This window comes from Mesorhizobium shangrilense (genome assembly GCF_040537815.1).
GTDB classification, from domain to species: Bacteria; Pseudomonadota; Alphaproteobacteria; order Rhizobiales; family Rhizobiaceae; genus Mesorhizobium; species Mesorhizobium shangrilense.
In genome coordinates, this window is record NZ_JBEWSZ010000001.1 from 4280104 (window position 1) to 4293031 (window position 12928).

A 12928-nucleotide genomic window follows, 5' to 3' on the forward strand; every position below is an offset into this window, starting at 1 on the left:
GGGAAATATAGGCTTTTTCGGTCCGAATTGCACGGTTTGCCGCTTCAGGCCCCTGCTTTCATCTCTTTCTTCAGCCGTTCGATCGCCATCAACACCCGCTCCGGTGTCGCAGGTGCATCGAGGCGCGGACAGATCTTGTTGTCAGCTACGCTCGCGACCGCATCCGACAAGGCATGCAACACCGACATGCCGTGCGGCAGGGGCGGCTCGCCGACCGCCTTGGAGCGATGGATGGTCGGCTCATAGGCTTGCGACCAGTCGGTCAGCGCCACGTTGAAGATCTTCGGGCGGTCGGAGGCGAGCGGGATCTTGTAGGTCGATGGCGCATGCGTGCGCAGCCTTCCCTTGTCGTCCCACCAGAGCTCTTCCGTCGTCAGCCAGCCCATGCCCTGGATGAACCCACCCTCGACCTGGCCGATGTCGATCGCCCGGTTCAGCGAGCGCCCGCAATCGTGCAGGATGTCGGCGCGCTCGACGACATATTCGCCGGTCAGCGTGTCCACCGACACTTCCGCGCAGGCCGCGCCATAGGCGTAGTAGTAGAAGGCGTGGCCCTGGCCCTTGCTGCGGTCCCAATGGATTTTCGGAGTCTTGTAGAAACCGGCGGCCGAAAGCTGTACGCGCGAAATGTAGGCCTGTTTGACCAGATCGTTGAAGCTAATTTCCTGGTTGCCGACGCGAACCCGGTTGGGCAGGAACACCACCTGATCGACCGGAACCTGATATTTCTCGGCCGCGAAGTCGGTGAGCCGCTTGCGGATCTGCCGCGCCGCATTCTGCGCCGCCATGCCGTTGAGGTCGGCGCCCGAAGACGCCGCCGTCGGTGCCGTGTTCGGCACCTTGGCGGTGGTGGTGGCGGTGATCTTTACCCGCTCGAGATCGATCTGGAATTCCTCGGCCACGACCTGCGCCACCTTGAGGTGCAGGCCTTGGCCCATTTCGGTGCCGCCATGGTTCATGTGCACGGAGCCATCGGCGTAGACATGCACCAGCGCGCCGGCCTGGTTGGACTCGGTCTTGGTGAAGGAGATGCCGAACTTGACCGGCGTCAGCGCCAGGCCGCGCTTGATGAAGCGGCTGTTGGCGTTGAAGGCCGCTATCTCGCGTCGCCTTCCGGCATAGTCGGCACTTTCCTCCAGCTCGGCGACGATGCGCTGGATGATGTTGTCTTCGACCTTCTGGTGGTAGGGCGTGACGTTGCGGGTGCCGATCGCCTCCATCGGGTCGTAGAAATTCAGCTTGCGGATTTCGAGCGGGTCCTTGCCGACCGCGAAGGCAACCTCGTCGATGACGCGCTCGGCGCCGACCATGCCCTGCGGACCGCCGAAGCCCCGGAAAGCCGTGTTGGAAACGGTGTTGGTGTAAAGCGGCGCCGACCTGGCGTGGACATTCGGATAGAAATAGGCGTTGTCGCAATGGAACAGCGCACGGTCGCCGACCGGACCGGACAGGTCGGCCGAGAAGCCGGCATTGAGTGCGAACATGTAGTCGACGCCGAGGATATTGCCCTCGTCGTCGAAGCCGACCTCATAATCGATGGCGAAGTCGTGCCGCTTGCCGGTGGCGGTCATGTCCTCGTCACGGTCGAGCCTGACCTTGACGGCGCGTTTGTGCTTCTTGGCCGCGATAGCGGCGATTGCCGCGCACTGGTTGGCCTGTGTTTCCTTGCCGCCGAAGCCGCCGCCCATGCGGCGGACTTCGACCGTCACCGCATGGCTGGGCACGCCGAGCGCATGAGCGACCAGATGCTGCGTTTCGCTTGGCCCCTGCGTCGAACAATAGACCAGAACCTCGTCATCTTCGCCCGGCACCGCCAACGACACCTGGCCCTCGAGGTAGAAGTGGTCCTGTCCGCCAAGCTTCATCCGCCCCTTCACCCGACGCGGCGCAGCGGCAATCGCAGCGGCCGCATCGCCGCGCCGCAAGGTCAGCGGCGTGGTGACAAGCTTGTCCTTGACCGGATCGAGATCGCAGATGCCGATGATGGCGGGCAATTCATCATATTCGATCCTGGCCAGCCGCGCGGCGCGGCGCGCATGCTCGCGGGTCGTGGCGATGACAGCGAAGATCGGCTGGCCGAAGAACTGCACCTTGCCTTCCGCCAGCACCGGATCGTCATGCATGTTGCTTGGCGACACGTCGTTCTCGCCAGGCACGTCAGCATAGGTGAGCACATCGACGACGCCGGGAGCCGTGCGCACGGCCGAGAGGTCGACGCTCTTCAGGCTGCCGTGCGCCACCTTCGAGAGGCCGAGCCCGACATGCAGCGTGCCGGCCGGCTCCGGCATGTCGTCGATGTAAACGGCCGTGCCGTCGACATGCTTGTGCGCGGAATCATGGCGCTGGTCAGTGGCAACGCCGCCCACGATTTTTACCGCCTTGAGATTCTGGGTGGCGTGCTTGTTCATCATGCCGCCTCGTACCTTGAAACCTGGATCGGCTCCCTGGTGCCGCTTGTCTCGGCAAAGAAGCGCAACAGCAGATTGCGCGCCGCCAGCGCCCGGTATTCGGCGGAAGCGCGCATGTCGGTCAGTGGGGTGAAATCCCTGGCATACTCAGCCATTGCGGCCTCGACGGTCTCTTCCGTCCATGGCTTGCCAAGCAGCGCGTTCTCCACCGCTGAGGCTCGTTTCGGCGTGGCCGCCATGCCGCCATAGGCGATGCGGACATCCGCCACCGTGCCATCCCCGGCCAGCGTCAGCAGGAATGCGCCGAGCGTAGCCGTGATGTCCTCGTCACGGCGCTTGGTGACCTTGTAGACGGCGAATTTCGTGCCCTTGGCCGGAACCGGCACATGCACCGCCTCGACGAACTCGCCGGGCTGGCGGTCCTGCTTGCCATAGGCAATGAAGAAGGTTTCCAGCGGGATCGTCCGCCGCTCCTTGCCCTTGCGCAGCGTCAGCCGAGCGCCGAGCGCGATCAAGGGCGGCGGCGTGTCGCCGATCGGCGAACCGTTGGCAACATTGCCGCCGATCGTTCCCATGTTGCGCACCTGTTCGCCGCCGATGCGATCGACCAGCGCGCCCAGCGGCGGGATGCGTTTGGCGAGCGTCGAGAATGCCTCGGTGTAGGTGACGCCGGCGCCGATGGTGATGACACCATCCTCCTCGGACATCGCGCACAGGCCGTCGAGATTGCCGATGAACACAGCCGGCGAGATGTCGCGCATGTGCTTGGTCACCCACAGGCCGACATCGGTCGAGCCGGCCACGATGGTGGCGCCCGGCTCCTGGTCGAGGATGTCAGCGAAATCATCGACATCGGCCGGCACGATCAGCCGCGCCTTGGCCGTGCCGATCTCGACGCGCAGGCCGTCGTTCATCGCTTCGAGCCGGGCCGTGATCGTCTTGCGCTCGGCCGCCAGCGGATCCCTGGCAACCTTGCCGTAGCTGGAGATGGCGCGCGCCGCCCGCATGATCGCCTCATAGCCGGTGCAGCGGCAGAGATTGCCCTGTAGCGCCTTTTCTATTGCCCCGTCGGACGGTTCCGGCGACTTCATCCACAGGCCATAGAGCGACATGACGAAGCCCGGCGTGCAGAAGCCGCATTGCGAGCCGTGGAAATCGACCATCGCCTGCTGGACCGGATGCAGTTTGCCCGGCTCGCCGCGCAGATGCTCGATCGTCACCACATGGGTGCCATCGAGCGAGCCGAGGAAGCGGATGCAGGCATTGACGCTCTCATAGACCAGCCCACCGGCGGACAGCCTTCCAACCAGCACCGTGCAGGCGCCACAGTCGCCCTCGCCGCAGCCTTCCTTGGTGCCGCGCAGGGTGCGGTTGAGCCGCAGCCAGTCGAGCAAGGTCTCGTCGGGCGCGACAGCGGTCAGGGCTACGTCTTGCCCGTTGAGGATGAAGCGTATCTCGTTGCGTGTCGTGACCGTGGCCATGCCTCAGCTTCCCCTGTAGGTCGAATAGCCATAGGGCGAGACGAGCAGCGGCACGTGGTAATGCACCGGTTCGGCCATGCCGAAGCGGATCGGTACGATATCGAGGAAGGCCGGTTCAGGCAGTTTCGTTCCCTGGCGGCGCAAATAGTCGCCTGCCGCGAAAACCAGCTCGTATTCGCCAGTGCGGAAGTCCGCGCCGGCCAGCAATGGTGCGTCGCAGCGGCCGTCGGCATTGGTGGCAACGGTCTTCAAATGGGTGCGCGCGGTGCCATCGACGCGATAGAGCTCGATCGACAGCCCTGCCGCCGGCTTGCCGGTCGCGGTGTCGAGGACATGCGTCGTCAGACGCCCGCCATCGGCTTTCGACGTTTCTGCCATTGGCAGCCTCCCATTTCCAATACGACGAACTGGCCAGGTACAGCCGAACTCTACTGATGAATTGTGCGCCAATTAAAGGCGATGCATAAGTCCCGGTCGAGCGGAGCGCGGCAAAAACACTTTCAAAAATTTCGGGGGAATGCGCACGCGACCCTTTCGACTATCTTGAGCACGCTCCCGGCGATGTCCGGCAGGAGGGACCATGCGTTACGAACGAGACATGCGCGGCTACGGAGCCAATCCACCGGATCCGAAATGGCCTGACGGAGCGCATGTCGCGGTTCAGTTCGTCGTCAACTACGAGGAAGGCGGCGAGAACTGCGTCCTGCATGGCGACAAGGCATCCGAAGCCTTCCTGTCCGAGATCGTCGGCGCCGCGCCCTGGCTTGGCCAACGCCACTGGAACATGGAATCGATTTACGAATATGGCGCCCGCGCTGGTTTCTGGCGGCTTCTTCGCCTGTTCACCGAGGCCGACGTACCGATAACCTGCTACGGCGTCGCCACCGCGCTCGCCCGGTCGCCCGACCAGGTCACGGCGATGCAGGAAGCCGACTGGGAGATCGCCTCGCACGGGCTGAAATGGATCGACTACCGCGACTATGCCGCGGAGGACGAGCGCCGCGACCTGGAAGACGCAATCAAGCTGCACTACGAAGTGACGGGCCAACGCCCGACCGGCTGGTACACTGGCCGCACATCGGTCAACACCGTGCGGCTGGCAGCGCAGGAAGGCGGCTTCGACTATGTGTCGGACACTTATGACGACGAACTGCCCTACTGGTTCGAGCACGAAGATGGCGCCCAGCTCATCATCCCCTATACGCTCGACGCCAACGACATGCGCTTCGCCACGCCGCAGGGGTTCAATTCGGGCGACCAGTTCTTCGCCTATCTGAAGGACAGTTTCGACACGCTCTATGCCGAGGGCAAGGCCGGTCGGCCGCGCATGATGAACATCGGCCTGCATTGCCGCCTCGTCGGACGTCCCGGCCGGGTGGCCGCGCTGAAGCGCTTCGTCGACTATGTGAAGTCCCACGACAAGGTCTGGCTGGCGCGACGCATCGATATCGCCAAACACTGGCAAGAGAACCATCCCTACAAGCCGGCGGCGCTGCGTCCGTCGAAGATGGAATTCGAGACGTTCGTTCACACATTCGGCGGCGTGTTCGAGCATTCGCCGTGGATTGCTGAGCGCGCCTACGAACTTGAACTCGGCCCGGCGCATGATACGGCCGGCGGCCTGCACAATGCGCTCTGCCGCATTTTCCGCTCCGCCAGCGAAACCGAGCGGCTCGGCGTGCTCAACGCTCATCCCGATCTTGCCGGCAAACTGGCAAAGGCCAAGCGGCTGACCGCGGAATCGACCAGGGAACAGGCCTCGGCCGGCCTCGACGCGCTGACCGACAAGGAGCGCGAACTGTTCTCCAAGCTCAACGCCGCCTACGTCACCACCTTCGGCTTCCCGTTCATCATCGCGGTGAAGGGCAAGACCAAGGAGGAGATCCTGGCGGAGTTCGAAACGCGCATCGGCAACAGCCGCGCGGCCGAATTCGGCACCGCCTGCAAACAGGTCGAGCGCATCGCGTTGCTCCGCCTCAAGGACATGCTCCCTTCATAGGTTTGAACTCATGGATACGCTCAAGATGCCCGACCGAACCTACTATGCACCGCATGGCGGGCATTCCGGCCAGAACGAGCTTCTGACCGGTCGCGCCGTCTTCACCGAAGCCTATGCTGTTATTCCGAAGGGCGTGATGCAGGACATCGTCACCAGCGCCCTGCCGTTCTGGGACAAGACCCGCGTCTGGATATTGTCGCGACCGCTGTCCGGTTTTGCCGAGACCTTCTCGCAATACATTGTCGAGGTCGCGCCCGGCGGCGGCAGCGATCGGCCGGAACCCGATGCCGGCGCCGAAGGCGCCCTGTTCGTGGTCGAGGGCGAACTCACCGTTTTGCTCGCCGGCAAGAAACATAGCTTAAGCCCCGGCGGCTTTGCATTCCTGCCGCCGGCGAGCGGCTGGACGGTTCACAATGAAAGCAAGGCTACAGTCCGCTTCCACTGGATTCGCAAGGCCTACGAGGCCGTCGATGGTATCGAAGCGCCCCAGGCCTTCTTCACCAACGAGCAGGAGATCGCGCCGACCCCGATGCCCGGCACCGATGGCCGCTGGGCAACGACACGGTTCGTCGATCCCGCAGACATGCGCCACGACATGCACATGACCATCGTCACGCTCGAGCCGGGCGCCGTCATTCCCTTCGCCGAGACCCATGTCATGGAGCACGGCCTCTATGTGCTGGAAGGCAAGGCGGTCTATCGCCTCAATCAGGACTGGGTCGAAGTCGAGGCCGGCGACTATATGTGGCTGCGCGCCTTCTGCCCGCAGGCCTGCTATGCTGGCGGCCCCGGCAAGTTCCGCTATCTGCTCTACAAGGACGTCAACCGGCACGCCAAGCTTGGCGGCGCCGGCATCGCGAAACGCGCGCCATGAGCCGCATCATCGCGCGGCCGCTAACCCGCGAAAACTTTGCCGAATTCGGCGACGTCATCGACATGGGCGGCGACAACCACTACCCGATCAATGGCGGCAAGGCCGTGCGCTACCACGATCTAGCCACGGCGCAAGCGACTGGGCCTAACGCGCGCGTGCTGATCTCGATGGTGCGCGGCACGCCCTATGAATTGCCGCTGAAGCTGACCATGGTCGAACGCCACCCCTTCGGCAGCCAGGCCTTTATCCCGCTGTCGCCGCGTCCGTTCCTGGTCGTTGTCTGCCATGACGGCGATGAGGGGCCGGGCGAGCCGCATGCTTTCATCACCGCGCCCGGACAAGGCATCAACTATTCCCGCAATCTCTGGCATGGCGTGCTGACGCCGCTCGGCGAGGCCCAGGACTTCCTGATCGTCGACCGTGGCGGCGACGGCTCCAACCTCGAAGAGTTTCATTTCTCGCACGCCTACGAGATCCACCTCCCTTGATTTTTGTGCATGTCGTCATCCCAAAACCGGCGGCACTTTTGGCGACATGCAGCAGGAGACCCGACAATGACCGACATTTCGCTGATCGACCGCCTGCTCGACGTCATCGAGCACGACATCGTACCGAAGACGGCGGAAGGCGTTGCCCATGGCAACAAGCTGTTCGGTGCGGCGATCCTGCGCAAGGACGACCGGTCGCTGGTACTGGCCGAGACCAACAACGAGATGGAAAACCCGCTCTGGCATGGTGAAGTGCATTGCCTGAAGCGTTTCTACGAGATGCCGAAGGCCGAGCGCGTCGATACCAAGGACGCCATCTTCCTGGCCACGCACGAACCTTGCTCGCTCTGCCTGTCGGCGATCACCTGGACCGGTTTCGACAATTTCTACTATCTTTTCAGCCACGAGGACTCGCGCGACAGCTTCGCCATTCCGCACGATCTGAAGATCCTGAAGGAGGTCTTCACCCTCGATCCCGGCGGTTACAATGCCGAGAATGCCTACTGGAAGAGTTTTTCCATACGCAGGCTGGCGCGGGCACTGCCCGAGGCCGAGCGCAACAGGCTGGAAGCACGCATCGGCAGGATTTCGGCACTCTATGACGGGCTGTCCGGCGCCTATCAGGCGAGCAAGGATGAAAACGACATTCCGCTGAACTGAGTGTTTTTCGGCGGTTGGTTGGCAGCGCAATCGCTTCCCGCAATTGGAGACGATAGCTATCGAGGTTGGCGCAGCCCCTCATTGCCCTGCCGGGCATTTCTCCCCGTATAGTCACGGGGAGAAAGAAGCGCTCCAACGCCGGCGCCCCCCTCTCCCCGTCTCTATACGGGGAGAGGGTAAGGGTGAGGGGCAGCGCCAACGCTGCAAGTTAGAGGCGACCGCAGCGTCCGTGACAGGTCGCATATTTCGCTGCTCCAGTCGCGAATGGCGATTGAAAGTTGCCTCGCCGACGGGCGTTATAGCGCCATGAAAACCATCACCGAATTTCCCCGCAAGGTCGTCGAGTTTCCGGACATGGGGATCGTCATGCCGGATGGATGCCGGTTGTCGGCACGAGTGTGGATGCCGGAAGATGCCGGCGATGATCCGGTACCGGTAATCCTCGAGCATCTGCCCTACCGCAAGCGTGACGGCACGATCTTTCGCGATCAGCTGACCCATCCCTACTTCGCCGGCCACGGCTACGCCTCGATTCGTGTCGACATGCGCGGCAATGGCGATTCCGAAGGGTTGATGGACGACGAATACACCGAGCAGGAGCTTCAGGACGCCTGCGACGTCATCGCCTGGGCTGCCTCACAGCCCTGGTGCAACGGTAATGTCGGCATGATGGGCATTTCCTGGGGCGGCTTCAACTGCCTGCAGGTAGCGGCCAAGCAGCCGCCGGCGCTGAAGGCGGTGATCAGCCTGTGTTCGACCGTCGACCGCTATGCCGACGACATCCACTACAAGGGCGGCTGCCTGCTGATCGAGAATTTCGGCTGGGCCTCGACCATGCTGTCCTATTCGTCGCGGCCGCCGGACCCGCTGATCGCCGGCGACAACCGGTGGCGCGACCTGTGGCTGACCCGGCTGGAGAACGAGCCCTTCCTGGCGCCGCTGTGGCTGAAGCACCAGCATCGCGACGCCTACTGGAAACGCGGCTCGATCTGCGAGGATTTTTCCTCTGTGAAAGCCGCGGTGCTGTCGATCGGCGGCTGGCATGACGGCTACCGCAACACCGTCTCCAACCTAGCGACCAATATCGAGGCGCCGGTCAAGGGCATCGTCGGCCCCTGGATCCACAAATATCCGCATTACGCCGCGCCCAAGCCCGCAATCGGCTTCCTGCAGGAGGCCTTGCGCTGGTGGGACCGCTGGCTGAAGGACATCGACACCGGCGTCGAGGCCGACCCGGCCTACCGCGCCTATGTGATGGACAGCGTGCGTCCGACGCGCTGGCATCCGGAACGTCCGGGACGCTGGGTGGCGGAGCAGCAATGGCCGTCGCCGAACATCAAGGCGGAAGCGATCGATCTGATGCCCAAGGGCGGCAAACCCGCCATCGTCGCCTCGCCGCAGAACTGCGGCCTGGCTGGCGGCGAGTATTTTCCGTTCACCTTCGGCCCGGAACTGCCGGGCGACCAGCGGCCCGACGACGCACTGTCGGTGTGTTTCGACCAGCCGCCGCTGACCGAAGCGATCGACATTGTCGGCGCGCCTGAGGTTCTGGTTCAGCTCGCCTCGGACCGCCGTCAGGCCAACATCGCGATCAGGCTTTGCGACGTGCATCCCGACGGCGCCTCTGAACTGATCTCCTATGGCGTGCTCAACCTGACGCATCGCAACTCGCATGAATTCCCCGAAGCGCTTGTGCTGGGCGAAACCGTGTCGGCGCGCGTGGTGCTCGACCAATGCGCCTACCGCGTGCCGGCCGGCCATCACCTTCGCATCGCCGTTTCCAACGCCTACTGGCCGATGATCTGGCCGTCGCCGGAGCCGGTCCGTCTGGACCTCTCGGCGGCGACGCTCAGTCTGCCGCTGCGTCCGCTGGCCAAGGGCGACGAGATTTCATTCCCAGCCCCGGAAGGCGCCACCCCCTGGGCGACTGAAACGATCCGCGCCGCCAATTCCGAGCGCCATGTCGAGCGCGACGAAAAGACTGGAATCGTCACACTTTCCATCGTCGACGACTTCGGCGAACTGCGCGATCTCGAACATGACCTCGCCCATGGCAGCATCGCCCGCGAGACCTGGGCGATCCACCCCGACAATCCCCTGTCAGCGTCGGGCAAGACGCACTGGACACAGACCCTGTCGCGAAATGGATGGTCGGTGCGCACCGAAACATCGGCAGAGATGCGGTCGGACGGGCAAAACTTCATTCTTAGCGCCAGAATCGAAGCCTATGAGAACGAAATCCTCGTCTTCGGCCGCGATTTCGAGGAAAAGGTCGCGCGCGAGCTGGTTTGAGTGCTGAAATCGTTGGTCCAAATGCGACGTACGATTTACGCCACGGCATGTCGCATTCCGTCTTGCTTACCGCATTAGCTTACCCTCATTATTCCAGCGAGAGTAACCAAGAAAAATCGGCCGCAGAGTCGAACCAACAGAGTGAGGAACTCAAATGTCAAACGAACTGGAATTCCTTAGCCGGCGTGTCGCATCGGGCAAGCTGAGCCGTCGCGACTTTCTCGGCCGGGCGGCAGCGCTTGGCGTCACCGCAACTTTCGCCAACTCGCTGCTTTCGAACGCGGCGCGCGCCGCTGGCCCGATAAAGGGCGGCACGCTGAAAGCCGGCCTGGTCGGCGGTGAATCCACCAACAGCCTCGATCCGGCACTGATGATGACGCAGGTGCCGTTCGCCTTCGGCAAGTGCTGGGGCGAAATGATTGTCGAGCTGTCGCCGGACGGCAAGCTTGAGAATCGGATTGCCGAGGAGATCGGCGCCTCGGACGATGCCAAGACCTGGACGCTGAAAATCCGCGACGGCGTCGAATTCCACAACGGCAAGACGGTGACCGCCCAAGACGTGGCCGCCACGCTCGAACGCCATTCGGACGAGAAGTCCAAGTCCGGCGCGCTCGGCTACATGAAGGGCATCGCGACCATCAAGGCCAGCGGCAAGGAAGTGGTGCTGACCCTGAAAGAGGCCAATGCCGACCTTCCTTACCTGCTCAGCGATTATCACCTGATCGTCCAGCCCAATGGCGGCAAGGACAAGCCCGATGCCGGCATCTCGGCCGGCCCTTACGTGGTCAAGACCAACGAGCCCGGCGTGCGCCATGGCGGCGAGCGCTTCGCCAACTACTGGCAGGGCGACAAGATGGGCCATGCCGACCAGATCGAAGTCATCGTCATCAACGACGCCACGGCGCGCACGGCGGCCCTGCAGGGCGGCCAGGTCAACATGATCAACCGCGTCGAGCCGAAGATCGTCGACCTGATCAAGCACGTACCGGGCGTGACCATCCGCAACCACGCCGGTCCCGGCCACTACGTCTTCATCATGCATTGCAACACGGCGCCGTTCGACAACAACGACCTCAGAATGGCGTTGAAACTGGCTATTGACCGCGAGGAAATGCTGACCAAGGTGCTGCGCGGCTATGGCTCGCTCGGCAACGACTTCCCGATCAACGCGTCCTATCCGCTGTTCACCGAGATCGAGCAGCGCAAGTACGATCCCGACAAGGCCAAGTTCCACTACAAGAAGTCGGGTCACGACGGCTCCATCCTGCTCCGGACCTCGGACGTGGCCTTCCCCGGCGCGGTCGATGCTGCTCAGCTCTTCCAGCAGAGCGCGGCCAAGGCTGGCATCACACTCGAGCTCAAGCGCGAGCCCGGCGACGGCTATTGGAACGAGGTCTGGAACAAGCAGCCCTTCTGCGCCTCCTACTGGGGCGGCCGCTCGACCCAGGACCAGATGTATTCGACCGCCTATCTGTCGACGGCCGACTGGAACGACACGCGCTTCATACGCCCGGACTTCGACAAGATGGTGCTGGCGGCGCGCGCCGAGCTCGACGAGGCCAAGCGCAAGCAGATGTATCACGACATGGCCGTCATGGTGCGCGACGACGGTGGCCTGATCCTGCCGATGTTCAACCAGTTCATCGATGCGACCGGCGCCAAGGTCGACGGCTGGGTGGACGATCCGCATCAGGAATTGATGAACGGCTACGCTTTGGCGAAGTGCTGGCTGCAGGCCTGAGACCGGCTTTGCAGATATGTCTTCACCCATCCTGAAACTCATTGCCCAGCGCATCGCGCTGGGCATCCTCCTTTTGTTGGCCATATCGGTCCTGATCTTCGCCGGCACCCAGATCCTGCCCGGCGACGTCGCGCAAGCCATTCTCGGACAATCGGCGACGCCGGAGTCGCTCGCCAATCTGCGCGAGCAGCTCGGGCTCAACGATCCGGCCTATGTCCGCTATTTCCACTGGCTAGGCGGCGTGCTGACCGGCGATCTCGGCACGGCCATGTCGAGCGGCCAGGATATCGCGACGTCGATCAAGGGACGCTTGTGGAACACGTTGTTCCTCGCCTTCTGGGCGGCTATCGTGGCCGTGCCGCTGGCGATCATCCTCGGCCTGATCGCCGTGCGTTACCGCAACGGCTGGGTCGACAAGCTGATCTCGGGACTGGCGCTGGCCTCGACCTCGTTTCCCGAATTCTTCATCGGCTATGTGCTCGTCTATTTCTTCGCGGTGAAGTGGCAGATCTTCCCGGGCATCTCGACCGTCTATGACGGCATGCCGTTCGGCGAACGCATGCAGGCGATCGCGCTGCCGGCAACGGCACTGACGCTGGTGGTTCTGGCCCATATGATGCGCATGACGCGCGCCGCGATCCTCAACGTCATGCAGTCGGCCTATGTCGAGACGGCGGAGCTCAAGGGGCTTTCGGCCTTTGCGGTCATTCGCAAGCACGCCTTCCCGAACGCGATCGCGCCGATCATCAACGTCGTCATGCTCAACCTCGCCTATCTGATCGTCGGCGTCGTCGTGGTCGAGGTGATCTTCGTCTATCCGGGCATGGGGCAGTACCTGGTCGACCACGTCACAAAACGCGACGTGCCGGTGGTGCAGGCTGTCGGCCTGATCTTTGCCGCCGTCTACATTTCGCTCAACATCATCGCGGACATTGCGGCGATCATCGCCAATCCGCGCCTCAGACATCCGAAATAGGGGGCGGGT

General features: G+C 63.1%; 10 protein-coding genes. 7 read left to right on the top strand and 3 right to left on the bottom strand.

The window, feature by feature from the left end; all coding sequences use genetic code 11:
- Positions 1-44 precede the first annotated feature (44 nt).
- Genes xdhB through uraH form a run of 3 tightly spaced genes read right to left on the bottom strand, consistent with a single transcriptional unit; the run spans position 45 to position 4267 of the window.
- Positions 45-2408, bottom strand: coding sequence for a xanthine dehydrogenase molybdopterin binding subunit (xdhB, locus tag ABVQ20_RS20710; RefSeq protein WP_354462238.1), 2364 nt, complete (start codon positions 2406-2408; stop codon positions 45-47).
- A complete protein-coding gene (xdhA, locus tag ABVQ20_RS20715; protein WP_354461335.1) occupies positions 2408-3889 on the bottom strand; it encodes a xanthine dehydrogenase small subunit in 1482 nt (493 codons plus the stop codon). The genes xdhB and xdhA overlap by 1 nt, the downstream gene beginning before the upstream one ends.
- 3 nt (positions 3890-3892) lie before the next feature.
- Entirely contained in the window at positions 3893-4267 is a 375-nt protein-coding gene (uraH, locus tag ABVQ20_RS20720; RefSeq protein ID WP_354461336.1) for a hydroxyisourate hydrolase, read from the bottom strand.
- Positions 4268-4469: 202 nt separating this feature from the next.
- Between uraH and puuE the strand changes: the two genes are divergently transcribed.
- The 7 genes from puuE to ABVQ20_RS20755 all read left to right on the top strand — a co-directional run bounded on the left by puuE (position 4470) and on the right by ABVQ20_RS20755 (position 12919).
- On the top strand, positions 4470-5888 hold the full coding sequence (puuE, locus tag ABVQ20_RS20725) for an allantoinase PuuE (RefSeq protein ID WP_354461337.1): 1419 nt from the start codon (positions 4470-4472) through the stop codon (positions 5886-5888).
- Between the two features lie 10 nt (positions 5889-5898).
- Positions 5899-6762 carry a bifunctional allantoicase/(S)-ureidoglycine aminohydrolase gene (locus ABVQ20_RS20730; RefSeq protein ID WP_354461338.1) on the top strand — a complete coding sequence of 288 codons (864 nt, stop codon included), beginning with the start codon at positions 5899-5901 and terminating at the stop codon, positions 6760-6762.
- Positions 6759-7250 (top strand): ureidoglycolate lyase, encoded by a 492-nt coding sequence (locus ABVQ20_RS20735; protein WP_354461339.1) that lies wholly within the window; start codon positions 6759-6761, stop codon positions 7248-7250. The genes ABVQ20_RS20730 and ABVQ20_RS20735 overlap by 4 nt, the downstream gene beginning before the upstream one ends.
- A 66-nt stretch (positions 7251-7316) precedes the next feature.
- Positions 7317-7910 carry a nucleoside deaminase gene (locus ABVQ20_RS20740; protein ID WP_354461340.1) on the top strand — a complete coding sequence of 198 codons (594 nt, stop codon included), beginning with the start codon at positions 7317-7319 and terminating at the stop codon, positions 7908-7910.
- Positions 7911-8216: 306 nt separating this feature from the next.
- Entirely contained in the window at positions 8217-10202 is a 1986-nt protein-coding gene (locus ABVQ20_RS20745) for a CocE/NonD family hydrolase (protein ID WP_354461341.1), read from the top strand.
- A gap of 154 nt (positions 10203-10356) precedes the next feature.
- Positions 10357-11943 (top strand): ABC transporter substrate-binding protein, encoded by a 1587-nt coding sequence (locus ABVQ20_RS20750; protein ID WP_354461342.1) that lies wholly within the window; start codon positions 10357-10359, stop codon positions 11941-11943.
- A gap of 16 nt (positions 11944-11959) precedes the next feature.
- The gene (locus tag ABVQ20_RS20755) at positions 11960-12919 is read left to right on the top strand and encodes an ABC transporter permease (RefSeq protein ID WP_354461343.1); all 960 of its coding nucleotides are present in this window, start codon (positions 11960-11962) and stop codon (positions 12917-12919) included.
- Positions 12920-12928 lie beyond the last annotated feature (9 nt).

Excerpts from the sequence above, each read along its gene's own strand:
- ABVQ20_RS20735 (WP_354461339.1), top strand. The coding sequence starts at position 6,759 with ATGAGCCGCATCATCGCGCGGCCGCTAACCCGCGAAAACTTTGCCGAA.
- ABVQ20_RS20740 (WP_354461340.1), top strand. The coding sequence starts at position 7,317 with ATGACCGACATTTCGCTGATCGACCGCCTGCTCGACGTCATCGAGCAC.
- xdhA (WP_354461335.1), bottom strand. The coding sequence starts at position 3,889 with ATGGCCACGGTCACGACACGCAACGAGATACGCTTCATCCTCAACGGG.
- ABVQ20_RS20745 (WP_354461341.1), top strand. The coding sequence starts at position 8,217 with ATGAAAACCATCACCGAATTTCCCCGCAAGGTCGTCGAGTTTCCGGAC.
- puuE (WP_354461337.1), top strand. The coding sequence starts at position 4,470 with ATGCGTTACGAACGAGACATGCGCGGCTACGGAGCCAATCCACCGGAT.
- uraH (WP_354461336.1), bottom strand. The coding sequence starts at position 4,267 with ATGGCAGAAACGTCGAAAGCCGATGGCGGGCGTCTGACGACGCATGTC.
- xdhB (WP_354462238.1), bottom strand. The coding sequence starts at position 2,408 with ATGAACAAGCACGCCACCCAGAATCTCAAGGCGGTAAAAATCGTGGGC.
- ABVQ20_RS20750 (WP_354461342.1), top strand. The coding sequence starts at position 10,357 with ATGTCAAACGAACTGGAATTCCTTAGCCGGCGTGTCGCATCGGGCAAG.
- ABVQ20_RS20755 (WP_354461343.1), top strand. The coding sequence starts at position 11,960 with ATGTCTTCACCCATCCTGAAACTCATTGCCCAGCGCATCGCGCTGGGC.
- ABVQ20_RS20730 (WP_354461338.1), top strand. The coding sequence starts at position 5,899 with ATGGATACGCTCAAGATGCCCGACCGAACCTACTATGCACCGCATGGC.